The 26,657-nt window shown below is 42.3% G+C and carries 10 protein-coding genes; all 10 read right to left on the reverse strand.

Going from position 1 to position 26,657, the window contains the following annotated elements; translation table 11 throughout:
• Positions 1-47 precede the first annotated feature (47 nt).
• Positions 48-269 (reverse strand): hypothetical protein, encoded by a 222-nt coding sequence (locus RMZ41_RS23925; RefSeq protein ID WP_322640016.1) that lies wholly within the window; start codon positions 267-269, stop codon positions 48-50.
• A gap of 355 nt (positions 270-624) precedes the next feature.
• Positions 625-3,087, reverse strand: a complete 2,463-nt coding sequence (locus tag RMZ41_RS23930) for a beta-propeller fold lactonase family protein (protein WP_322640015.1) — start codon at positions 3,085-3,087, stop codon at positions 625-627.
• Between the two features lie 704 nt (positions 3,088-3,791).
• Complete coding sequence (locus tag RMZ41_RS23935) at positions 3,792-6,893, reverse strand: esterase-like activity of phytase family protein (protein ID WP_322640017.1); 3,102 nt, start codon at positions 6,891-6,893, stop codon at positions 3,792-3,794.
• Positions 6,894-7,790: 897 nt separating this feature from the next.
• Entirely contained in the window at positions 7,791-8,954 is a 1,164-nt protein-coding gene (locus tag RMZ41_RS23940) for a YbjN domain-containing protein (protein ID WP_322640014.1), read from the reverse strand.
• Between the two features lie 51 nt (positions 8,955-9,005).
• A complete protein-coding gene (locus tag RMZ41_RS23945; RefSeq protein WP_322640013.1) occupies positions 9,006-9,377 on the reverse strand; it encodes a hypothetical protein in 372 nt (123 codons plus the stop codon).
• Positions 9,378-9,400: 23 nt separating this feature from the next.
• On the reverse strand, positions 9,401-14,152 hold the full coding sequence (locus RMZ41_RS23950) for a DUF4157 domain-containing protein (protein ID WP_322640012.1): 4,752 nt from the start codon (positions 14,150-14,152) through the stop codon (positions 9,401-9,403).
• A gap of 128 nt (positions 14,153-14,280) precedes the next feature.
• Positions 14,281-15,072, reverse strand: coding sequence for a tryptophan-rich sensory protein (locus RMZ41_RS23955; protein WP_322640011.1), 792 nt, complete (start codon positions 15,070-15,072; stop codon positions 14,281-14,283).
• A gap of 108 nt (positions 15,073-15,180) precedes the next feature.
• Positions 15,181-15,381 (reverse strand): hypothetical protein, encoded by a 201-nt coding sequence (locus RMZ41_RS23960; RefSeq protein WP_322640010.1) that lies wholly within the window; start codon positions 15,379-15,381, stop codon positions 15,181-15,183.
• Between the two features lie 42 nt (positions 15,382-15,423).
• Positions 15,424-20,862, reverse strand: coding sequence for a phytase (locus RMZ41_RS23965; RefSeq protein ID WP_322640009.1), 5,439 nt, complete (start codon positions 20,860-20,862; stop codon positions 15,424-15,426).
• 176 nt (positions 20,863-21,038) lie between these two features.
• A complete protein-coding gene (locus RMZ41_RS23970; protein ID WP_322640008.1) occupies positions 21,039-26,588 on the reverse strand; it encodes a putative Ig domain-containing protein in 5,550 nt (1,849 codons plus the stop codon).
• Between the last annotated feature and the right edge of the window lie 69 nt (positions 26,589-26,657).

Raw genomic sequence — 26,657 nt, forward strand, 5'->3', positions numbered from 1 at the left:
ACTGCAACATCTTTATCCAGTTTTTGAGGAGGAGGAATCTGTTAGTTCTAATGCAACATTTTAGCTGTGTCAGTCCAGTAGGTGGATTTCTCACCGTAGGCGACTGGTATTAGCGTCGGCGGCAAGCGAGTCTTGCCTACGGCACACCAAAGGCGAACGAGCGTCACCCGAAAGGGAGGTTCCCAACGCTCGATAGCGTCGGCGGCAAACGAGTCAGATGCTCGTTGCTTGCTTTCGGCACTATCCGTTGTAGCAACTGGCGTTGGCACAAGCCTTGGTGGTTAGGACATCAACCGATGATGAAACTTAGACGCAAAAAGACTTTTCACCCAGTCCCCAGTCCTTTGCTATAGCACCCAGAATACAAAGTAAACCTGCGGATTGTGATTGGCATTGCGATCGAGAATAGCATCGGGTAGAGAAAAGGAAAGGGTAAAGAAGACTCTTTTTGTCGTACAGAATTTTTTCAAAAATCAAAAAAATGAGTAGGGTAACACAACTGTGCTACCCTACCTCAATAAATTCACTCGTTTCATTAAAATCGAATCTATTTGATTGCTCGAAACCAAATAGGCTTACCTAGAAGCGGGACGAGTTCATTTAGTTTTAATAAGTCATTTGATATTAGGAAACAGCATTGACAGTCAATTTTACCTGCACAATTACATCGTTATAATCTTTGTCACCACTATTCGGTAGATCCTCAAAACCAAAGGTGTTATTTCCCAACAGTCGGATGTGATCTACTTTATCTGAGTTAGCACCCAAAAATGAGAAGTAAACATTTTTATTGCCATGGCCATTTTTCCTGCCATGGCCATTGACAATAGCATCGGGTTTACCATTCACAATAATAAATGGTGCAAACAGAGAATCAGCCCCAAAACTGCCAGTGTAATTTGCTGTACCTTGATTGTCTACCATTAAATCAATACTTCCAACACGCCCACGCACAGCAGCTTCAGCATAACCAGCTTGCCCAACGAGAATATCTGCTTTGCCATCACCATTAGTATCAATACCACCATTTTCATCAGCTATTTGATAGAAACCGACAAAGTTGTTGTAAGACGCTTCTCTGTTGACTACAAACTCAGCTGTTACTAATTGTGTCACACTTCGTAAATCAATCAGTTCACCTTGAGATTTACCTTGCAAACCAGTACCTAAAGATACCTTTTCTTCTGTTGCTTGAAGCGTCACAACAAAATCCTGGAAGTTGAGAGAAAACCCTTCTTCTCCTGTGTTGTTATTTGTAGCTGAGGAAAAAACAACAGTTGATAAAGAAGTTTGTCCAGACAGTACAGCCTGAGTAGTACTATTAGATACCAGATAAAATCTAAGTTTCGTACCAGACTCGAATTCTAAAATATTTTTTAAGTCGTCGTTTTTAAAACCCTTGGGCCGCTTGGCAATGGAGGATAAAATTACCTTTGAACGCTGTAGAGCCAGTTTGGTATAACCCTCTGCACCAGGGGCTATGCCGTTAATTTTACCTTCTTCATCATCAACAGCAAATACACACAGTTCATTCACCTGTAAAGAGGTATTGGTTTTAATCTTGATTGAGAGTTTTCCTTTATCACCTTTTTTGTTCAGCTTAGTTTTAACACTAAAGATATCACCTGTAATGAGTGTGAAGAGAGTAATCGATTGGATACTAGTAGTCGTATCAGCAACCGCGAGTTTAAAAACATCACTGGCTTCATCTCCAGCAATATCTTTAGCGGTGACTTTGATATTCAAACTACCTACATCTTTATTTTTAGGAGTACCACTAAAGGTAAGTGTAGTAGGATCGAAGTTCAACCAAGTGGGTAGTAAATCATCATTTTCTAGAGTTGCAGTGTAAGTCAGGATATCTTCAACATCCTCATCGCTGAAGGTATCAACTGGGACGGTGAAGTTGAAGACGCTATCTTCAGTGGCTTCTTGGTCAAGGATTTCATTTGTTACCTCTGGTGCATGGTTGAAAGGCACGCTAAACACCGCTACTGCCGAGTCATCAGAACCGGATGCATAGAGGTATTTTCCGTCGGGGCTGAGAGTTACATAACTAGCACCAGCAAGTCCATCGACACCATCCGTATCATCTTTTTGAACTTCTACAAAATCCAATTTACCTGTTTGTAAATTGCGCTCAAACACCGCCACTGCTGAGTCCCCTAATCCAGATGCGTAGAGGTATTTACCGTCACGGCTGACAGTTAGATGAGTGACACCAGAAAGTCCATCGATACCATCTGTATCATCTTTTTGAACTTCTACAAAACTCAATTTACCTGTTTGGAGATTGCGCTCAAATACCGCTACCGCTAAGTCCCCGAATCCAGCAGCATAAAGAAATTTACCGTCGGGGCTGAGAGTTACAGAAGAGACTTTAGCAAGTCCATCGACACCATCTGTATCATCTTTTTTAACTTCTACAAAACTCAATTTACCTGTTTGTAGATTGCGTTCAAACACCGCTACTGCTGAATCATCAGATGCACTAGTATAGAGGAATTTACCGTCGGGGCTGATAGCGGTAAAGAAGCTACCACCAAGCCCATCAACACCATCTGTATCATCTTTTTTAACTTCTACAAAACTCAATTTACCTGTTTGGAGATTGCGCTCAAACACCGCTACTGCTGAGTCATCAGATGCACTAGTATAGAGGAATTTACCGTCGGGGCTGATAGTTACAGCAGCAACACCACCAAGTCCATCGACACCATCTGTATCATCTTTTTTAACTTCTACAAAACTCAATTTACCTGTTTGGAGATTACGCTCAAACACCGCTACAGCCGAGTCTCCATATCCAGGGATATAGAGGAATTTGCCGTCGGGACTGATAGTGAGGTCTTCAGGATTAGCAAGCCCATCAACACCATCCGTATTATCTTTTTGAACTTCTACAAGACTCAATTTACCTGTTTGTAGATTGCGTTCAAATACCGCTACAGCCGAGTCATCATAGCCAGACGCATAGAGGAATTTTCCGTCAGGGCTGATGGTAGTAGAGAAGCTACCATCAAGTCCATCGACACCATTTATGCCATTTTTTTGAACTTCTACGAAATTCAGAATTTTATTTGCCATAATTCTACTTAAGTAAATGCTTACTATTTGCTCGCCCTAATATATGAGATGAACTCAGCATTTGCCTTCAGTAAATTTACGATTTTAGCTACTATTAAATTGAAGACGATATCCTAGCAAAACATACCCTCAAAGTTACGATGCAAAGTTGATTTTTTCAGCATTTACGCTTAGTAATAGTTAATATAGGAATCCGGTTTGATTTCTGAAAATATCTGTAGGATGTGTTAGCGACAGCGTAACGCATCAAACCTTTGATAATAGTGCGTTACGAACTCCGTTCTAACACACTCTACAATATCTAATTTCGTTTAAAAATCAAATATGATTCCTATATAACTTAGATATAGAATCGGGATAAGGTTATTTAATTTCCCTAAAATATTATTTGAATTTAATCAATGATTATATTATGGACTTATAGAAAAAATAGCCCAAAGTTTGATTTTATAGTAGTGTAAATTCATGTATATACAAAGCGGCTTTCCGCAAGTTATTGCTCCTAATACGTGTCTTTTGCGTAAGTTATAATTCTAATACTGATAGAAATCTCTGTAATTTAGGTATAAAAATTATTACTGATTTTTACTTAAGTAGGTAATATAACTTCTAAAAAATCCTCTTTTTTCTTACTATTTCTGTTGCTAAAAACGAGGGAGTATTGCTCCCCCGCATTAGTTAGTTAACTAATTTCGAATTTTGAGCTAAACCACACTAGCAGAGAAAACAAAATCATTTGCTGTAAGGCTAGTTGATGTAATTCCCAATAATGAAACCAACTCAGTATTTCCAGTTTTCACCAAAGTATCATTACCTTGTTGCAACAGCGTTAAAGCACTAAATTGAGTCACGCCAATACCACCAAGCCCGATTTTATCAATGCCAACTGTGAAGTCGCTAACAATATTCTTGCTTGTCGGTAGGCTAGCATTGGCAATCCAGAACTGGTCAGCACCAGCACCACCAGTCAGGCGATTACTACCCTGTTGACCAGCAAATAGCACATCATCACCATCGCCACCAAATAGAGAGTCATTGACGCTGGAGAAGAGTTTGTCATCTCCAGAACCACCATAGAGACGGTTATTGCTGCCATTACTCTTGAGGGTATCGTTACCTGAACCACCGAAGGATAATTGACGCGAACCTTCAACGACTGTCAGAGTATCAGCACCTGCACCTCCGAACAAATTATTGCTACCACTGGCTTCAACTACAGTAACTTCGTCATCACCAGCACCACCATTAGCAGTAGTGTTGTTAGCAGGGCTATTTACACCAATTAAGACTTGATCGTTACCGTCTCCTGTGGACACTGATGAGTTACTTCCTACAAGCACCGTGTCATCGCCGTTGCCAGTTTGGATTGTGTTACCTGTACTAGCTTCTACAAAATCTGCTCCGTCACCTGTGAATAAGGTTTGATCTGGCTGAACTGTAATATCATCGCTGGTAGTGGAGCCAAAGTTAATTTCTTCAGCTTGGGGTTGACCTAAACCAGGAGCAAGGTTAAGGGACTTATCCAACTTCAGGAGAATGATTTCGTTGTTGTCGATAACTGGATTTTGAGGATCATTCCCAGGACGACCTGTTGAGAACGGATAATTGTTGTCATTAGCTACCAAAATAGTATTCTTATCAACAACTAAAACGTTTTCAATGGTTTGGAATGGGAAATCAAAGGTGGTTTTGCCATCCCCATTGAGGTCGTTAGGGTCTTGAATATTTAATAAGTCCGCAACTTGTTCTTTGACTACATAGCCATTAGCATCTGTTTTCGACAGGTCTATTTTGAAAATCTTCTTGAATTTAGCGGAAGCTCCTTGATTATTATCCCGCTCAATGACCAGGTATTCATTATCATTAATAACTGCAAGATCGCCGATGGAATTTGAAGGATTGTCTAGCTTGTAGTAAAGTTTTCTATCAGTGTAATCGTGGCTAGCAAGGTCAAATTCATTAATCCGCAAAGCACCAGCCGCATCGCCTTGAACTGTACCCTCTAGTAGCATGTAGAGTTTGGTTTTACTGGCGTTGATTGCTCCACCTTCAAAACCTTTAGAGCTACCCAGGTTAGCAAAAGCGTCTCCTGAGAGGACATCAGGATTTTGTGGCGATCGCACTACATTATACTGAGGATCGTCTCTAAGGCGATCGCGTACTTTATCCGCAATATCAGGGAAATCTGAGAAGAGTGCGTCTACACCTAATTGATAGAACTGCTGAATTTCTAGCTCTAGCTTGCCTTTATAATCTGCTGCTAAATACTGATCTTCTGCACGGAAGGTATAGGGGTGAACCTGTAAACCAGCGTTGTGAGCGTCTTGAATTAAGGTAGAGGGAGGTAATGTTGTCTTATCAGCATCATTGACTGCTCCATCCCCATTCACATCATCGGCTTTGCCATCACCATTAGCATCAGTACCTTTGACGCTAACAATCATCCGCTTCCAAGGGCCAATGCCATCAGCATAGGTGGCAACTTCAGCTAAGCCTTCTGGTGTTCGCAAGTCGCCGTAGGTGCGAGTGTCACCACTGACTTTCAAATCATAAGGCTGACTTTCGATAATCTTGCCATTGATATCAATGTCACCGGCATCTAGCAATTGAACTAATGGGATATCTACCCCTGCCGCAGGCATGATGGTATCATGCAGTTCTTTGAGGTTGCCCACTTCAAAAGATTGGATGAAGATGCGATTGGGGTCAGTAAAGTTATTTGCTTTGAGCGTATCAATCAATAACTGACTGGTGTTTCTGTTTATTTTTTCGGTAGTGCCTACATAAGTGGCTTCACTGGCTGAATAGGTCGGATGCTTAGTTTCAGGATAAATGCCAATCTTTTTACCTGTGTCGGCTTCTACTTGTTTAACTAAATCGATGATTTCTGTGAGGGTAGGAATTTCAAATTGATCGTCAAAGGAATGATCTCGGAAAGGTAGACGTTCTTCGGCGCGTAAAGTTTTGATTTCAGCTAAGGTGAAGTCTTCAGCAAACCAACCTGTAATTGTGTTTCCATCTAAGCTTACTGTTTTGAGGCGATCGGCAAACTCTGGATGTTTGTAAACATCTGTAGTTGTATTGCTGAAATTAACAGTACCATCAGCATTCAAAACTGCTAAAGCAGGCTCGTGGCGAGCAATTAGCACACCATCTTTTGTAACTACTAAGTCAGGCTCAATAAAGTCAGCGCCTCGCTCAATGGCTTGTTTATAAGACTCTAAGGTGTGTTCTGGACGATAGCCACTTGCACCTCTGTGACCAATGACTTTAGGTGCTTCTCCATCTAAGGTTTTGAATCGGTCAGGTGTAGAGATGGGAGCCTCTAATAACTTACCAGTGGCATCAAAATGCAGCAGGTAAGGGCCAAACTCGTCTCCAATCCAGATTGTCCCGTCTTTATCAAAGACAAATGATTCTACATCTAAGTCTGCACCAGTCAGTAATCTATCGCTAGTTCCTTCATTAACTATTTGGAAAGGGATCTTGTTATTAGGATCGGATAGTTGAATGTAGTCTAAAACTTTAACACTACCATCTCCATTTTCCGTCCCCTTAAAATTTGGGTCTACTCGATGGATACGCAATAGAAAGTCATCACTATTATCTTTGCTACCGTAGCCATTATCTGACAAGAAGTACAAAGAGTTATTGTTACCAAATTGTACGCCACTAAATCCCTGTATTGGTTGTCCTGGAAAAGGCCCAGTTCTGCCATTAGCTGAAATTTCCTTACCAGAAATTGATCCATCATCATAGGTATCAGCAGGTAAAGAGGCAAAGCCGACTAACTCAATTGCCATAATCTTAGAATGTTATTTGGGTATTGGGTATTTAACTGCACCACAAGGTATTCAAGTCCTCTCATTTCATTACTTACTTGCGAGAAAAGTAGATCGTGTTCTCATGCTAGAAACCGGAATTACGGGGAAATTTCAGAATTACAAAACTAGACGCGGTAGGGCTAATACCCTGCGGTAAACCGCTTTGCATTTACACGAATTGTCCCTACCTCAAAATCAGGGCTTCGGCTAAATTTTTGCGTAAGTCCTTTACAGTTGGGCAAGTCCGTTAAGTCCGATTCCTTCATTAACACAGAGAATACAATTCCAAAAAATGCATTTTCTCAGAGTTGTTGAAAGCTTGAGAAATGATGATGGAATTTCACAGTGTTAGCGAATCTACTAGTGTATGGAGTGTAATGAGTGTGAGAATCATAACTAATTACCCGGACTTGATATTAGTGAGTAATGAATGTGGAAGAACGAGATTCAGAACTTAAATCTGTTGGTAGTAGTTATGAGAGAACTTAACTAGCACTAAAGATGTTTTCATTAAAAGATTAAGGGAAGAATAAGCTAAACCGAAGAAACGATTAAAATTCTTTCGAGGAAAAAAGTAATATTTGTAATATTTATGAAAGCTGATAAAAACAATTAAAAATTTAATAAACTCAATTTTATTACTTTGACTATTAAATTATTTGTTAATATTTTATAGTTTTTATCTGTTAGCGATCGCTTACCATTGTTAAAAAAGTTTAAAATTGAATTTTAGTCGGAACCAAAGAGCAAAAATTGTCTGTATTTAACCTTTTTCATTTATTGAAGTATAATCCAAGTGAATACATTTCCAACTCTTCAATAAAATTTGGTACTTTATTTATTACTTTGCCCTTGGTAACACTTTCTGTAACACGACACCTATATAATGGATTCTATTTTATTAATTGCTTCTTCGGGTGAAACATCGCCATTAATTACAAATATAATCCCTGGTAGGTATTCGTCCATCATGGTGACGTTAGCGTAAACTAAATTTTTGATTAAAGTAAAAGTGAGGCGATCGCCTACAATATCAATACTAGTTTTGTAGCGAATCTCACCATCGCTAAAATCGAGTTCAAAGTTGCCAATCATCAAACCGTAATTGGCACGAGTGAGGAATTCAGCAACAGCTTGTCTTTTACTTTCCGGTACAGTGATGGGGCAAAGTGAGTAAAAGACAAATTGCTTATTTTCTTCTCTAGCTTTGGCATAACAGTTCCATCTGCCATTTTTACCTTGAAATGGGAGTTGTAAGACAGATTCCCCTTGCAATTTAGTAAAGTTCCAGTCATCTTCAGTAAAAAACTTGAGCATTTCCTCAAGAATTGTTCTGTCAATTGCAGGGGGTTTATCATTTTTTGCAACTTGCCGATCGATATCATTAAAGATTTTCTTTAATTCATCAAGATTGAAATCAGCGAAACCTTTGAAAAAATGAGCAATTCCATCAAAAAGTTCAGCAGTGGCTTTTTCAGTCACAGTAGACAAGTTATTCTGCGTCCATTCTTTGAAAAAAGTTCCCAGTGCATCGGAAATATGATCAGGTTTCCCAGATATGGCAGCTTGGGCAAGAGTAGCTGGGCTGAGATAATCCCATAAGGTACGATAGCCAACTCGTGTAGATGTTTCCAGTTGCATAGCTGATAATAACAGCCAATTTTCTGTATCAAATAGGAGATTATCAGGTTGTTGGTTTAACTTGAGTAAATTAATAGATATATTGTCTACATTAGCAAGATGTTCTTTAAAATTTGGGAGAAAATCTGGCTGTAAACTAACTTCAATTTGGATATCTGCTTCAGGTGCAAAATCTTCACTTGAAAGGGGAATACGGATTTCTGGTTTGAGGTTGAATAAGGCTTCAGTTTCAATGCGTTGGTGAAATTCTAGATTACTTTGAAAGGTGAGACGACATTCAATCACCTCGTCTTCCAGTTTTGTGACAGTTAGAGTTTGCGCGTGGATGGGGAAAGGGGAGATGGTGCGATCGCGTAGCGTTAGTTTTTTATCCAACCCATAGTGTTTTATCTTGATTGCCATTATTTTTCAGAATAGTTCTTACGTAAAACTTGGCTGATTTTGCTTTAAGTATCAAGAAGTTATAAATGGTTGAACAAGATCGCTCTCGATAGTTTCTGATTCAATCACAACATCTGAAGAGTAACCCTCATCATAAAAAATAAGTTCTTGCTCAATAGGAACTTTTGTTCGGAACCAAATAGCAAATCTCGCACAAGCATGAACGTCACCATCAAGATGGACTACATTACCTTCTTTTGTAAGGGTTCCATCTAAGCGCCATCTGTCAATCTGGAGTATCCAAGCAAGTGAATGGATACTTTGGACGCTATCAATTGTTTCAATTTTTGCACTATTCCACTGACCTTTCAATTCCTTAGCAAGAATATCTGGCGTAATTTGCCAATTGGTTGTTTCTGGTGGAGATATATAGTAGCTGCTCATTAATTACTTTCTCGTTAATATTATTATGGAATAACCACACGTCCTGGTATATTATATTTTTTTAATAAATCTTCAAAGAAAGGTTGTGCTGCCTTATCGCTAACAATAACCTCAAGTCCTTTTACTGGGGTAGAAGAATCAGCAATTACAGCAGCATAGCGCCGGAACTCATCTTCAACTTGTGCAACTGCGTTTTTACGAATGAAATCTGGGCATTTAGAGTTTGGAACAAATGGGCTGCGAGCTAAATTGTCAACACATTTAGCATCTAGTAAAAATTGATCTGATGGGCGAATCCCATCCACCCAAACTTTCTCTCCATTACCTTTTACAAGAAAGTTATCTTGTCCTGTATGCGTAATTTCAAATTTATCTCTGACGCTGTTACTCGGTGTGGATTTTTTCTCTAGTTTATCACGCCACGCTTCAACGGCCGCTGCTTCTGGAGTTGTGTAGTCTGAATCGATTTCATGATCGCTAGCAATCATGTGAATCGAGTAATGACCTGGTTGTTTTACGTGAGCTTCAAAGCCTTTGATCCATGAATATTGAGGTTTGACAGTTGCAGTCAGAATGCCAATTAGAACGAGTGCTGGTGTATTGACAATATCATTTGCTTCTGTAATTGATTTTGCTTCGGCGATCGCTGCTGGTAATTCTGCTGCTTTTTTAGCATCCTTTTCGGCAGCTTCCTCTGCGGCATTGCCAGCATCTTTTTCGGCACTTTCTTGAGCCGCTTTATTTGCATCTTTCTCGGCGGCTTCTTGAGCAGCTTTTTCTGTGCCTGTTTCAACAGTTTCTGCTGTTGCTTTTTCTGCACTTTCTACTGCAACTTTCTCTGCACCCTTCTCGACGGTTTCGGCTGTGGCTTTGCCAACGCCTTTTTCTACGGCTTCACCAGCTGCCCCTCTAGTACGCCCTAACAGTTCCTCGGCAAAGGTAATCAGTTTTTGACCAATTTCACCTAAAGAACCAAGCACTTCCTTGATAGCACCGCCTGCACGCTCCAATAATTGACCAATACCCTTAACGCCATCTAGAACTAAACCACCCAATTTCTTCAATAGAACAAAGGCTTCTTCCATCACTTTGTTCGGGAAATTAAGGAATTTAGCAAATCCTTGTAAAGCTTTGCCAACAGCACTTACAGGTGTCCAAGTTCCAGCAGTTACGAAATCGAGAATCACTTGGAAAGCGATCGTTCCGGTTAACCAACCCGCCCCTTCACCAATCTCGTCTTCTGCTCCTTCTTTAAGCATGAAGTCAAAGACTTTTTGAGCAATTTGACTAGCTGCGCCTTGAATTGCGTTTTGAACTCCAGCCCAAGCTGCACCTAGCTTGTGCATCAGATCGGCAAAGGTCAATCCCTCACCGCCACTAAAGAATTCTTGCACCGCAGGCATAAAGCCCGTTGTCACTTTAGCCACAGATGGTTGTATGTCTCCAGCCATTTGCTGCACTCGCTTACCCATCTCTGCTTTTTCGTTATTGGGTAGTTGCTCTGCATTCTGTTCTGGGGTTGCGCCTTGGGCAGTTGCTCCTGCGATCGCTGGGGTAAGCTCTAAGGCATCGCTAGCTGCATTCTCAAACCAAGAAACTAAGCTTCCAAGTCCTTCAATGGCTAAATAAATCAGCTTAAATGGATCGGTTACACCCTCCCAAATTCCCTTAAGCAGTCCTTTGACAAATCCCATCAAGAAACCTGGACTACCACCACTGATAATCTGAGCTAGCCGATTAGCGATCGCAATTTTCTTCTGGTCATCTTGGTTCCGTACTCCTTCGAGGAAGCCGATGACTGCTGTTTTAACTATCGGCCACAATGGGCCAAGCATGGTCAACGTGGGTGCAGCTTGAAGCGCACCAATGACAATATCTAGGAGGAAATTAATAATTGGGGCTTTGTAGCAGTCATCCAAAGCTTGCCAAGCCCAACCCGCTAGGATGACGGGAATCATTGGCGGATTGACAATGGCTAATCCCAATGAAGTTAGCACGCCAATATATGGTTTAATCTTCGTGACAATTTTGCTGGCGAATTCTTGGACTGACTTAGCGGCTGATTGGAATCCTTCTTGACACCAGGTGATGAATTCTTTTACACCATTGGATACTGTCTGCACTAGGCTTTGTGCCATGCTTAATAATGGCACGCCGCTAATTGAGCCTAGCAATTCTAAAACTGCTTCACTTAATTGAACTGCCTGATTTACCAAACTGCTAACTGTAGATTGCATGGTTTGGCTAAATCCTTCTACAGTACTCAGTAGTTCCGGCAAAATTGTACCGCCCATTTCTTTATGAGCGTTTTTGACAATATCTTTATCGTCTTTATGCGCCCATAACCACTCCACTGCTTTAACTAACTGGGGAACATATTTGACGATGAGGTAGATTGAACCCACTGGTGAAAAAGCCAGTAAGACACTGCCTACAGTCTTCAAAGGGCCAAGGACTGGCGCGAGTGGGCCTTTAATTTCTGCCCATACCTGGGAAGCTTTAGTCTTCAACCATCCCAGCACGCCACCTTCGCCATCACCACCAATGCCGAGTTGTTCTTTCACCCAATCCCAGGCAGCGCCTAGAGTATTGCGAACGGGAGCGCCCCATTCCCAGATTGTGGTTGCCAGCCCTTTAACAACATCAAATACGCCCCCGGCAACGCTCATCAAGGCATCAAAAGCTGGGGCGATTACTAAATCGGTAACTTTTTGGAAAACGCCTTTGACTTGAGAAAACACCGCCTGGATTTGTTTAACGGCAGGATTTTCCATAAAGGCGTGTCCCAAGTCTTGCAACGCCTTTAAACTATTGGCAAAATTACTACAAGAGGCTGGATCGCCTTTGACAGCACCCTGAATCCCTTCAAAGACTCCTGTAAAACTACCTTGCAATTGGGCAATTATACTAGCAATATCGATATTTCCAGTGATGCTAGAAACCCAGGTTTTAATACCGTCTTTAATTTTTTCACCTAGTAACCCCATTGGCCCTTGGCGAATCAAATCAGCTAAACCTGGGGCAACTCTCGCAACTAGGGCAGCAAAGGCTTCTTTGCCCATAGAAGCGACATCACTGGCTTTATCTCCAACCCATTCAGCACCTGCACTGGCTTTATCTCCAACCCAGTTAGCTCCTGCTCCTGCTGCATCTTTGATATCGCTCCAACCCAGTTTTTGAATTGATTTGTTGTCTTTGTGGGGGGTGATGTTCTGGGCAAGTGTCTTACGTTGTACGCTATCCTCTTCATCACAAGCACTACATTTCATCTGTACTTTGTTAGTCTGCGGTTGTGCTTGTATGGTCGAGTGGGGTTGTGAAGTAATTGAGAGAGTAGGGCTAAGTTTTGTTTGCAGAGTTGTTTTATTAGATAAAAAATCATTAGCGGGTTGGCGTTGTAGCGTTTTCGCTTCTACCTGTTTAGTTTGAACTTCTATCTGTGCATTTGATTCTTCTTCATTTTGAGAAACTTTTTCTGGGGCACACTGTACTGGCGTTACTCCTGTGCCTTGAGTCAGCCCGTGCTTAGTTGTAGTGTCGTAAGTACTATTATCAGTATTCGCTTTGGTATAAGTATCGTTAAAAATCTTGTCGGCTTCTGAGGGCTTTTTACCAAGCAACTTTTTGTGTAAATCTTTAAAAGCTTTCTCATCAATACTAATATGCCCATTTTCGTGGGTATCTAAAGCACTATAAAACCTTGCCCATTCTTTTTTAACTGGTTCGCACTGTTGGTCAAGTTCAGTCCAGACGGGCATTGCCTTGGTTTCTGTTACTGAAACGTCTGCCTCGTAGACAATTTCATCAGATTTATCATCGGCTTGGTAAGTTTTGACATCTTTTTCCGGGGCACAAGTAACACTACCAGCTTCGCCCTTTCCTTGTGATGTTAAGTTGGTAATTGCTTCGGTAATATTTTTCCCGGAGGCAGTAATTGTGGTATTCTTTTTGTCAATTTTAGTTGTGCCTTTTTTCGGAGGCATTGCGTCTGGTGCGCGTTGAATATGAGTTGGCGCTGGGGAAACATCACTTTTTTTCTGCACTGCGCCTGTTTGTTGCACTACATGGGTTAATTCATGGGCAGTCAACTCATTATTACCTGGTGATTTTCCTGCACCAAAGTAAACATCGCTACCATGAGTAAATGCCTGCGCTCCTAATGACCTACTCATTTGGATGGCATTTGAGCCAGTATGTACTCGCACATTGTCGAATTTACTACCAAAGCGAGGTTCCATAAAGTCTCGGATTTCAGCAGATAACGGACTTCCCCCACCCTTACTACTATTCAATTGACTCTCAATATTAGCCTCAGTATGGACGCTGCCATCATTAGCGGGCTTAGTTTGTACTTCTTCCTCACAAGCTGCACACTTTCGCTGCATTATATCTTGTGAATTCATCCCACCGAAATTTATTATATTTGGCTCAGGTCTAGCCATCCGCATGATTTGGTTGGCAACCGAGTCGGCTTCCTGCTCATACCGATCTCCTGGTTGGCTAACTGTCAGTTGCGGCTGTAGACGACGCAAGGATATGCGACTTATGTCGTGAACAAGAGGTTTTTCTTTGATGGCTTCTGGTTCTAATGATTGCTCATCAGCAGACTGGGCTTCTTGAACGTCTGCTACCTCGGTGATTGTTGTGAGTGGAGTATTTGTTGGTGCAAAACCCCGTGTTGGATTTGCCAATGTGGGAGTAGTTGGTGAGACAAGGGATGGATTGGTAAAATTTGATGTACCTGCGTTGTGTCGCCGAAAAGTGCGATCGCTCATCTCTCACTTCCTACATTAATTTAGCAAATCCCTTGTATCTTTTTTCTACGCATCTTTTATCACATTTTATAGTTATATCTACATAGAATTGCTCTAGACTAAAGTCTAATTGTGAATTACCTCTACCTTCAAGGTGTATGTTCTTGTTGGGTGCGTAAGCTGTTAATTGTAGCGGTTAAAATCAGGATAATTGCTAAAATCAATGCCGCATTTCTGAGTATAGGGCTATTCCAGTGCTTGAGTGCGATCGCTACCAATGCCCAAATTATTACTCCTGTATAAGCCATGTCTCGACGCTGAATAAGAAGAGTTGCTGCAATTGCTGTTGCGATCGTTAACATGATTAGAGTCCATATTACAGGAGAAATCCCCCAACCGTTCCACCCTTGAAAATACAAGGTACACGCTATGTTGACAATGGTCGCCACGCTAATCCAACCTAGATAAATGCTGATTGGAAAGTGAATACACCATTTCATCAGCCGAGTTACGCGCTTGTTGCCAATTTCTAACTGCACATAAATACCAATTAGGGGCAACAAAATCAAGAGCATTGCAATTATAGAAAGAGCAAAAAGTCTAGACAAGAATAGATATACCCAGATACTTTGAGCAATACAGGCAATTATTAACAGATAATCTGTTTTACGTAAATCAGGCTCATGTCGTTGGTTAGGTAAAGCTTGATATACTCCAAAAGCAAACAAACCAAGGTAAATTAGTCCCCAAATGGCAAAGGCGTAATTGGCAGGGATAATCAGGACATTTTTAAACAAGGTATTGGAAATTTCCCCTATGTTTAGTCCATTGAGTGGGAAAATATTTGATGCGACGTTGATAATAAATGCTCCAAGGATTGCAACCAATGTAGCAAGCTGTCGCCAAAAATCCCGGTTATTGCCTTTTGTGGACTGCTGCATAGGATGTTAACTCTTTTCTTCTGTGCTTTTAGCTTACATCTGAAGAAGAGTGATGCATAAGTCAATACGCTTGGGTTCAAGCTAAAACTCTTTGCAAAAGTCAATTTTTTATCGAACCGCCAAGAACGCCATCGCGTAGCGTCTCGTTAGAGAAGGACGTAGAGAGAAGAAATCAATGCTTAACCCAAGAGTATTGGCATTTGAAAAAACAATGCGACAAATAGACCACTTGTAGAGACGCGATTCATCGCGTCTTGAACTTACGCCAAAAATAGCCCAACCCTTTATTTCTCGGTAGGGGTAATTCATGAATTACCCCTACTACGTGTATGGCATTAGTTCTAGAACAAATTAAGCCACAATGCTAGGAGAGAAAACGAAGTCATTTGCAGTCAGGCTAGTTGAGGTAATTCCTAGTAATGAAACCAACTCTGTATTTCCGATTTTAACTAGAGTGTCATTACCCTGTTGCAATAATGTAATGGCACTAAACTGGGTTACGCCAATACCACCCAGCCCAATTTTATCAATGCCGATTGTAAAATCAGTAACAATATTTTTGCTAGCTGGCAGACTGGCGTTAGCAATCAAGAATTGGTCTGCACCAGTACCACCACTGAGGCGATTACTGCCCTGTTGACCTGCAAATAGCACATCATCGCCATCGCCACCACTTAGGGAGTCATTAACGTTAGAGAAAATTTTGTCATCTCCAGAACCACCGTAGAGACGGTTATTGCTACCGCTACTACGAAGGGTATCGTTATCTGAGCCACCGAATAATGATTGACGAGAACCTTCAATTACTGTGAGAGTATCATCACCTTCCGCCCCAAACAAATTATTACTACCACTGGCTTCCACTACGGTAATAACATCATCACCATTGCCACCATCAGCACTGGTATTTTTAGCTGGGCCATTTTGACCAATAAATATTTGATCTTTACCGTCATTGCCTGATACTGAAGATTCACTCCCTGTAAGCACAGTGTCATCACCCTTACCAGCCTCGATTGTGTTACCTTCAGTACCTTCGATAAAGTCTGCTCCGTCACCTGCACTAAAGAATTGTCCTGACTCAAGATTGACAGTATCGCTGTTGCTAGAACCAAAACCGTTGGGGAAAGTAGGCTCTACAGTTGTTAAGTTATTGGGTAGTTCGAGAATTCCGAGTTTCTCAGTAGGCGTATTACCTGTAACGTTGAAGTCGTTGTCGTTAATCAAAGCAAGAGTGTTTGGTGCTACCAGTGCCAAACCTTCTAATTTTTCTACCCCGGTATAACCCAACTCAGCAGCATTAGCGATTAGGCTCTTGCTGACGGGAGTAATATTAGCAGCAGCTAACTCAGCAGTGTTAAGTTGTTCAATGGTTTTACCTTCTGGCAAGTTAAAGTTAGCGGGGTTGTTGATGTTGGTCGCCCCAGCTAAATCAATTTGGTAAATTAGTTTATTACCAGCAGATGTACCGTTGTCGTCTCGTTCAACTACTGCAAATTTGTCGTTACCCAAGGAAACTGCATCGCCAAGCTTATCGGTTCCTGGTAAACCTTCTAAACGATATAAATACTCTCCTGTTACTTCCTTGCTGACAATATCAAACTCTAGAATTCGCAGGTTGAGAGAAGCTTTGGAAGTGGCATCATTGCCAACATCGGGATTATCAATTGGACTTTGGATAAAGGCATATAATTTATTACCTTCCAAAGCTACAGCTTCAAATCCCCGGTTATTGCGGCGTTGGGCATAAACTTTTGGTAATACTTCTGTACCATAAGTTCCGGTGGGTTTGTCTGGGTTAGGTGCGGCGGCAGTTCCTTGAGGGATAAAGCGCTCAAGCAGTTTACCATTAACATCAAAGTGGTAAATTGCCGGACGGTATTCGTCTACCATCCAGTAGTCTCCATTTTCGGCAATTACAATTCCTTCTAAATCAGCACCCAAAGGATCGTTAGCTAAAACATTGTTGTCTAAGTCAACGGCAATTTCATCAGTATAAGCAGTACCATTTGCTCCAGCTTGCAAATTAGGCAATCCCGTTAATGGAGTTGTCCCATCTTGGCGGAATAGTCCAGTTCTCTTGGTAATGCTGATTTCGCCTGTGGTGCGGTTGAGTTCAAAGCTAACTATTTCTGGCTGAAAGTCGGGTAAGAAAAATGGTCTTTTGACACCATCAGGTTCTCCATTGGGGCCACGGTCTGTATGGGTAACAAATTTTAGGTTGCCGTTTGCTGCAAACCCTTGGAAATACAACCCAGAAAAACCACCTAAGAAAATATCTTGATTTTCAGAGGTTGTACCTAATTTGGGTAGGTTTTCAAATTCATAGATTGTCAGCTTGGGTTGAGCAACGGGATTTCGTGGATCGTAACTAGTGGTGTCAATATTTAAAGAATTGGGGAAGGCGTTGGCTATATTCTCCCAAGGCACAAGTTTGAAGTTAGAACTGACGTTTTCACCATCGATTGTCTTTGCAGGTTCATTGGAACCATCTTGAGTAACAAATAAACCAAATGGGAAGTTAGACCCTAGTGGCACGTTAATCACATCTGCGCCGTCTGACTCTTGTACGCTGTCAATTGACCCATTGTTACCAATGGCAAAGTTACCCACGTATTCGTTGTTACCTTCACGGGTGTAAGCAACAAAGGTGCTATCACCTTGGCTGGATGCTAGCAGATAACCTGTGCCGTTTTTGCCGTAGTATATGGTCAACCCTTCTGCATCATCGGTGAGGTGAGAACCGCCTTCAAACCGAACGCGATCGATCAGCTTACCTGTTGTGCTACCATTTTGTTCTGCATTGAATTTCCAAATGCCTACATCTTCTTGGGCGATGTAGAGAAAGCCGGTTTCTTGGTCAACGACCATACCCTCTGTTTGGGGAGAACGGTCTGCTGCTGTGGGTGAGGGGATGGTGAATTCCCGCACCAGCTCCGCTCCAATTTTGCCGTTACCTTTGTCAATTAGTTTGAATTGGGCTATGTCTCCAGTTTGGCGACGACTGGTAAAGACATAGTAATCATTAGTTACAGGACTACGGTATAAAGTTAGTCCGTAAGAACTGCGAGTTGATGTGGAATAGGGAGGTTCAAAAGGTGAGGTTTGGAAGATAGTGCCAATATTGCTGTCGGTGATATCTTCGAGATAATTGCCGTCAGCGCCAGGGTTTGGGTTAATTTTGAAGATTGCTAGTTTATCATTACCGCGATCGCTAGCAACAGCAATATCAATAGATTGATTGCCTAATTTGAAACCGTATTGCAAATCAATATTGTTGTAGCGAATACCACCGGGATTAACTGTCTGCAACAAATTACCAGACAAATCATAAACCCGCAATCCAGCATTTTTGACTGAAGTCAAGACTAGACTATCAGCAGCATTGGTGGCATTAACATAAATGGCAGGATCGTCAGCATCAGCCCGTTGAGATGTGGGAAGTGCCGGATCATCAAGTAAATCAGGACGGGTTTCTACTGTAGGTGCAGCAGTGGGAACTAAATCTGCATCCAAGGTGAGGATTTGAGTAAATTGAGTGCTACCAAAGTTGTTATCACTCACCAGCACAATGGACTGACGACCATCTGCTAATTTGGGGCCGAAGGCAAGACCTTCTATATTATCCACTCCTGTAATCGGATGATTTGCATCAGTGCGCAAATTCAGATCGTTTAAATTCAACAGCAGACGCTTTTGGGCGGGTTTAATCGCTGCTAGTTGTTCAGCACTCAAATTATTCAGAGAATCGTAGAAACTGATGTCTGTTGCACCTTGCAAAGAAACTTCGTAAATTTTGATGGTGTTACCTACACCTTGAGCAAAGGAACGTTCTAACGCGAGGAAAGTACCACGATTATCTATTGCTAGTAAATCCGCCAAACCATTATCAGCAGAACCTGTACTAGGGTTTGGTGCTTCGGGAATCGCATCGGTAATGTAGAGGTATTCTTTTTCTGGTTGTCCAGTAACCAGATTGTATTGCAGAATTCGGGAAGGGCTACCACTGGTAAGTGAAGCCCTTAATCCATCTTGGGATAGGGCGTTTTCAGTGGCGGTAAATAAGGTTTTTTGGTCGGGTGTGATTGTCAGGCTTTCAAATGCTAGGTTATTGTATACACCTAATGTCTGCGTATCTCCAGTATTTACAACACCATCATTATTGGTATCTGCAACTACTGGTAAGAATTTGCTGGGGACTAATAGCGATCGCACTTCTTCGCCTGTAGTTAACGAAAACTCTTTAATAAAGGGATTGCTAACACGACCTGCACCAAGATTAACTTCACCTTCAGAAGAGATAAAGACCGTCCCCTTATTGGTTAAAGCAATACCTTCGGGGTCAAGGCTGTTGGTTGCAAAAAAGTTGCCGTTGGTATCTTTTAGGGTGGTGACATTGGTAAAAGTTACCCCATCAACAGTATTGAAGGTATAAAAACGGGCTGGGGCAACTTGAGAGCGATCGTCTGAAATAGCGTAGTAACGGTTATTAACTGCGTCGTAGGTAACGCCAGACAATCCACCCAATGGAGTTTGTACAGCATTCACGCTTCCCGCAGCGCCACTAGGAATAAAGCCAGTAGCAAAAGTAGTCTGTTCCTCAAATTCAATATTAGGAATAGTTTTACCCGCTTCAGTTGGCTTAGTTTGCACATCTGCGAATACTAAGCGATGGTCAGAACTGGGGAAGGGATAAGTACCGACTGGGGAGAATGTTGGGTCAGTATTCAGCGGCCAAAATACTGCTGAGTTGGCAATTTGCAGATCAGCAGAGGGTAGCACGTAATCTGTTCGCAGGTTTCCCGGAGTGGTATCGGCAAAGTCTGCGGTGTCAAAGCTAGGATTACCTTTTTGGTTAGCGTTTGCACCACCTTGTAAGTCTGCTTGCTGGGGGCCGCCAAGACTGGTAGGGATAACATTAGTATTAATATTGGGATTTTGCAACAGTTGCCGGATAGCATTGTCATAACTATCACCATCTACGGGGTCAGCATTTTGATCGCCCATAATTACAAAGTCTGAACCAGCAGAAATACCGCCCGTTTTACCTGCATCATCATAGATGTAATCGCCTTTACCAGGGGTTATGTAATCTGCCCAAAAGCGGATTTCATCATGGTTGCGTTTGCCGTTGCGGTCTTCTGGCCCGTCAAAGGTTGGTGGTGTCGGGTGGCTAGCGAGGACGTGAATTGTCTCGCCGTTTACTTCGATGGGTACATCCCAGTGACTTTTGGAGGAAAGGCGTAAAACTGCTAATTCATCCTCAGAATACCAATCATTTGGTTCTGGTGTTGTCGGATCGTCGGGAAGCAAAGCATTGGGCATATCCTTCCAAAGAAAGTTTTGGAAGGTGGGGACGTTGGCGGTGTCAATGGGATATTTGGACAGCAACAACATCCCATATTGACCAGAAAAATTACCGAATCCAAAGGCATCATCACCATATCCGGCTGCGCCTGGGGTTGTAACTGCTGTGCCGTTGTTGTTTAAGTCATAGCCAGAGGCAATACCCGTGTTGGAAGGGGCGATATAAAAGTAGGGGTAGTCAACGGGAGTTGCACCATTCTGGCTAACTGCAAGGTAATTTTGTTTGAATAGTTGAACTGCTTCTGGGGAATAATCAAATTCATTAATCAGGAGTACGTCTGGGTTATTACGTTGGATGATTTCTGCAACTGCCTTTGCTTGGGGATTATCGGAGGTGGAGAGATCGGTTACTAAGTCTCCTTCTGCGTTGCGATTTAAGGAAGCATTGAACTGAGAAAAGCGAATTGTGTTTGTTATAACCATAAGTTGTTCAAGATGTTAGAGTGTTTTGGAAAATTGGGCTTATGGAGGAATTAGGAATAACGAACCGCCAAGACGCAGAGGGCGCAGAGAAATGAGAGTTTGAGAGAGATTTGTTTGTTGCAATGGTCTTGATTTCAAATTCTTTCTCTGTATCTCTGAGTGAGAAAAACGATGTGTTAAATAAAGACGAAACGAGTATCTGTTGCCAAATTGGTGTTGCGGTTTAACCCGTTTTCTATAACAGCGATCAATTCCGCACCATTGTTGGTGAAGATGCCCACGGCAGATTTATCAAGAGATACCGCTGATGCTGATCCTAATGAGTAATTGGTCGCAACTCCCTTAAGTTGAATGCGATCGCTTGTTTGAAAGTTGACAATATCGCCATAGTCACCTTTGCCGGAATTGGCATAGAAAACTGAAGTGGCATCACCCAAGATGTAGGTATCTGCACCTTGATCGCCGTTGAGGAGGTCAATTTCATTTGTGCCGCCTCCCCAACCAGTTAGCCGATCGCTACCATTCCCGCCAGAAATCATGTCACTGCCAAGTCCACCAAAGATTGTGTCGTTGCCATCACCCCCAAGGAGGATGTCGATACCACCTTTACCATCTATGTAATCATTGCCTGTTCCACCGTCGATTAACTCACTGGTATTAGTGCCGATGATGCGATCGCTCCCAGCTAGGGCATTGACTATGTATTGGTTTAAACCTGTAAGTTCACTGACAAAGATAATATCATTGCCAGTTGTCGCTTTATTATTGGCAACGGTCAGGTCAAAGCTATCGCTAACTTTGCCACCTTTGCCATCATTCGCGGTAACTGTAACTGCAAAAATTCCGACTTGGGAAATAGTGCCGGATATTAAACCTGTGTTTGCAACGATACTAGAGCCTGTGGGTAAACCCGTAGCACTGTAGCTGAGGCTGTCAGCTTGATCGATGTCAGCAAATTTATCACTGACATTGAAGGAAAACGGTTTGTTGGTAGAGATGATTTGGTCGTCAATCGGTTGCACCAGTGTGGGGGCATCATTAACACCAGTGACGGTGACGTTAACGATCGCAGTCGATTCTAAACCTTTACTGTCTGCGATCGCATAACTAAAACTATCAGTTGCAATCTGCCCTTGAGATAGAGAGTTAAAACTTGAGGCTGTGTAAGTCAAGTTTTGTGTGGTTGGGTTAAAGGAAACTTGCCCTTTTGTACCTGTGGTGTTAGCAGAAATGATGTTTTTCGTATCTCCGCCATCGGGGTCAGTGTCGTTACTGAGCAAGCTGGTATACAAATTAGATGTAGTTGCGTCTTCGGCAATGTTGACTGTATCAACTATGGCTGTTGGCGCTTCGTTGACATCGTTAACTTGGATTGTCAACTGCTTGTCAACGGAAAGTCCACCATTATCGGTGCTGCGTACCCGAATGCTGTAAGAAGATTTGGCTTCAAAGTTTGGGGAAGAGTTGATTTTCAAGCTGTCGCCTGCGATCGCAAAGGCGGCGTTATCTGTATCACCAGTCCCAGGAACTAAACTGTAAGTGAAGACGTTGCCTGTGTCGGGGTCAGTAGTAGTAAACGTACCTACAACTGTATTATTTGGAACATTTTCGTTGATATTTGTAGCACTCAACGCTATTGCTGTGGGAGCATCGTTTAAATTAAACCGAGCCACACTAGGGTCGTGATCGCTATCCTGATCGGCAAATTCTGAGTTGACATGAACTACATCATAAGCATCTAGCTTACCAAGTAAGTTGCTACTAACTAAAATGTGGTCAAGGGTTTGAGCATTGCCTTCAAAGTTGTAAGTGTAACGCTCATTTTGAGGCAGAGTTTCAATTAAGGAAGTCAGTCCAGCGCTTTCTAGGGTGCTAACAGGGTTGGAAAACTCAAAGTCATTCAAATCACCCGCTACGACTATATTTGCATTAGGGTCGATCGCTAAAATATTTTGGACAAAGTTTTTCACCAAGGTAGCTTGTTGCTGACGCTGTACTTCACTACTGAGGGTTGGCGGTTGATTCGGGCCAAATAATGGTTGGTCGCCACCTTTAGAATTAAAGTGGTTGCCAATTACATAAACAGTTTCACCTTTAAAATTAAATTCACCAACTAACGGCTTACGACTAGCATTAAACGCTGAGTTGGTAGGGTCAATCAAACCTGGACTAGCAGAAACACCTCCAAGGTCTGTGACTGTGGTGCTGGAAGTGGAAGTACCACCCGGGCGATCTACAAAGCTGACGCGATCGGGATTAAATAAGAAACCGACGCGGATATTTCCCCCAGGTTCACCGCCGTTGGTATCATCCACTGGGTTAATTTGCCGATATTGATATCTAGGGCCACCAGCAGCAGCAATCGCATCAATTAATGTTTGGAATGTTGTACTAGCATCAACTACGCTATCATTGGTTGCCCCGTTATTGTCCTGAATTTCTTCTAGAGAAATGATATCTGGTGATTTCAGGTTATTGACAATGCGGCTGGCAAGGTTATTAAACTTGGTTGCGCCATCGCTGGGGTCAAGGTTTTCGACGTTGAAGGTAGCAATTGTCAGTTGGTCGGTGGTGGGAGCTAAATTAGTAACTTCTTTGGTTAGGGTGTTTGAAATCACTGTTACCGAGGTAGGCAGAACTTCATAGTTGCTGAAGTTGTAATCAACTACACCCGTAATTGTGCCCAGAGTTGCACCAACGTTAACCTTGGGTGAGCTACCAGTAAACAGCGTGTCATCAATTTGGATTCGCTCTGGATTAAAATCATTAGAGCTAACAACGATACCGCCACGGGCTGTACGTCCGGTGGCATTAGCGCCATTATCTGCTAGTACCCAAGTTTCTCCAAAAGAATTTGTCGGGCTAACTGCTACAGGATTATTTACCTGTACTAGCATTCCTTCTAAGCTTTCGTAGAAATCAATGCCATCTTGGGCTGGATCAAAGGTAGTCGTTCCAGTTTCGATATTTCCCGTAGTGTCGTTATCGATTACCGACGTTGGAATAGTTCTGCCGCCATTACCCAAAATTGTCGCAGTTGGCAAAGCATTTCCACTGGAGAGTTTAACAATTGTGGGGCTAGTAATTTCTGTAGTCGTCAGGTTATTGGCATTGTTAGCTGGACGAAACTCTGTGACTGTGCCATTGACTAATACAGAATCTCCAACGGATACGGTTGGCGCTGATGAGGTGAAGACAAAAATGGCTTCGGAAGTGCGATCGTCGTTGTCTGGGTTAGGATCTTGTAAGTAGAAGCCATTAGATTTGATGACTGTAACAATTCCTCCAACATCACCTACTTGTTGGCCGTTTAACGGAGAGATGTGAGATGCGCCCTGGATATCATGAATCCGAGGAGTGAGGACTACAGTGCCAAGTGTAATGCTATCGGTGCGGAACTTTTTGAAATTGTTCTCCGATAAATCTTTAGCAGATGTCCCATCGTTGTAGAGGATGCTGTTGCCATCATCACTGACAAATTGAATTTGAGAAGTATTTGTTAAATTATCAGGGATGGTGATAATTCCTTCAGGATTGAAGTTAGCAGGGAATGTTGCCGCACGTAATTGCGGTTGGCTATTGGGATTACCATCCCAAGTGTAAAGGCGGAAATCGTTGGGGGCTGCTCCTGCGTCTCCAGCTGGGCCAGCAATAATCACGTACTGGTTATTAGCATTCTTGCGAATTTCCCGAATACCCCGCCCGCCTAAATTTAATTCGATGGGAGCGCCAAATTGTGCTAAACCTTGTGTACCACCGCTAGTTGAGATCAGGTTGGTGAAGTTAGTAACTTGAACGATGAGTGCGTTAGCTCGTCCAGAGAGGGGAACTTGGGGGGCACGAAAGGCAATATAAGCTGTGGTATTGTCGGGGGCAATTTCCAAGCCTTCAATATTGTATCCATTTGATTGCTTTGACCCGACATCAGTTGCAGCACTAGCAGCCAAGCCGTAGTAATTTGCTCCCTTGCCGTGCCCGTTGGTAACATCCCAGTTAATGATGTCTTCTTTTAAAAAGTTGTAGCGCCCCACATAGCTGAGTGTGGTGGATGCTCCTGCACCAGTGATATCAGTGGCAAAAATGCGATCGCGGTTAGGGCGATTCTTACCATCATCGCTATTACTTTGCGATCCTAACCAAAAAATGCGATTACCTACTTTGGTTGAAGCTTCGAGATCCACTTCTCTTAACACGCCAGAACCGTCTGTCTGGGTCAGCCCTAAAGAACTAGTGAAGTCAAAACCAGTTACAGGAAGTCCCGACTTGCTGTAATCGTAAAGGCGCAAAACTTGATTTTCGTCATCAGCTTCTAAGAAGAATGTCCCGCCTACAGGAATGGCTGTAGAAGCATCGCTTGTACCCGTTAAAAATTGAGTTGTGGCAGTACCATCATTGGCCGATGCTGCATAAGCGATCGCATAATTGGCACTACTAGCACCATCACTAACTGTTACTGTAATATTGGCAGTACCAACGCCTACAGGATTAATTTTCAAATTACGGTTGCTGCCAGTGCCAGTTAGCGTTAAGTTCCCGTTAGGAACCACTGCTGCATTACTGCTAGTGACTGTAACAGTCAAATTTTCTACCGGAGTATCAGAATCGGCGATCGTAAAGTTGACACCCAGTGTCTTTGCTGGGTCATTAACGTTGCCAATTACGCCGCTAATTGCCCCCGCCCCAATAGTCGATAAAGCACCATTAGCATCTAAAAGGTCTGTGGTACTAGCTGTGTTTAGTTGAATAGTTGGTGCTTGTCCCACGACTCCATCATTATCAGTAATAGTGATATTTTGAGTAGTAGTGCTGCCTAGTGTAATACCAGTGCTAGGGTTGCTGATGGTTAACCTAGCGGTTTCTGTCCCTTCAATCAGAGCATCATCAACAATGGTAAAGGTGACGGAACCTGTTGTTTGTCCGTTGAGAATTGTAATAACAGTGTTGCTGAGGTTGTAATCTCCGGCGGTGATGTTAGTTCCGGTTACACCTAAGTTAACTGTTTGATCGCCGGAAACAACACTAGAAGCTGTAGCTGTAACGATAATTTGGGTTGTACCTGCTTCAGTTCCGGAGTTAGTGTTTACAGATAAGTTGACTGTGGGATTGCCACTAGCGATCGCAAAGTTTGTAGTATTAGGAACTGTATTAGCATAGTCCCCATTAACGGTATCCACCGTCCAATTGCTGACGTTGTTAACAAGCAATTTGTAGTTTGCAAAACTGGATTGTCCACTGCGTGCGCCATTATATACGCCGTAATCAGCGCTACTATTGAGTAAAATTGAATTAGTGCCAATAGTTAAACCGGCAGTAGTTAAATCAGTTGTTCCTTGGGCATTAGTATCATTTGATATGCCTGACAAAAATACAGTCGGACTATCAGCACTCGAACCGAGATAAGCATAAATAGTCTCATTAGTTGCACTCAGTCCATAGTTACTACTACCAGAAACGCTAACCCGATTAAATGACCCGATTGAGGCTGCTAAATTAGTAGCATTGTCAATTGCACTGAAGCGAATTACAGTGCCAGCAGTAATTGTATTAACTCCTGAGTTCCACTGAAAATAAGACTCGCCAGTGTTAAAAGCTGTAAGGCTAGTAGCTTCGTTATCGGTAAAGTAAATTATGGTATTCGGATCTATGTCTACAAAGGTGACAATAGACCAGCCATCTTCATCGGCATTGAAAGAGATAAAAGCAATATCGCCTTGTGTCAAAGCCATTAATAACGTCTCCTTCAATTTATTTTGAGTTTTATCTAACTTGAAACTCCTAATAGTGGAAGTACTACT

The organism is Nostoc sp. DedVER02 (assembly GCF_034530675.2).
Classification (GTDB): Bacteria; Cyanobacteriota; Cyanobacteriia; order Cyanobacteriales; family Nostocaceae; genus Nostoc.

Excerpts from the sequence above, each read along its gene's own strand:
- RMZ41_RS23940 (WP_322640014.1), bottom strand. The coding sequence starts at position 8,954 with ATGGCAATCAAGATAAAACACTATGGGTTGGATAAAAAACTAACGCTA.
- RMZ41_RS23965 (WP_322640009.1), bottom strand. The coding sequence starts at position 20,862 with ATGGTTATAACAAACACAATTCGCTTTTCTCAGTTCAATGCTTCCTTA.
- RMZ41_RS23960 (WP_322640010.1), bottom strand. The coding sequence starts at position 15,381 with ATGAATTACCCCTACCGAGAAATAAAGGGTTGGGCTATTTTTGGCGTA.
- RMZ41_RS23930 (WP_322640015.1), bottom strand. The coding sequence starts at position 3,087 with ATGGCAAATAAAATTCTGAATTTCGTAGAAGTTCAAAAAAATGGCATA.
- RMZ41_RS23950 (WP_322640012.1), bottom strand. The coding sequence starts at position 14,152 with ATGAGCGATCGCACTTTTCGGCGACACAACGCAGGTACATCAAATTTT.
- RMZ41_RS23955 (WP_322640011.1), bottom strand. The coding sequence starts at position 15,072 with ATGCAGCAGTCCACAAAAGGCAATAACCGGGATTTTTGGCGACAGCTT.
- RMZ41_RS23945 (WP_322640013.1), bottom strand. The coding sequence starts at position 9,377 with ATGAGCAGCTACTATATATCTCCACCAGAAACAACCAATTGGCAAATT.
- RMZ41_RS23970 (WP_322640008.1), bottom strand. The coding sequence starts at position 26,588 with ATGGCTTTGACACAAGGCGATATTGCTTTTATCTCTTTCAATGCCGAT.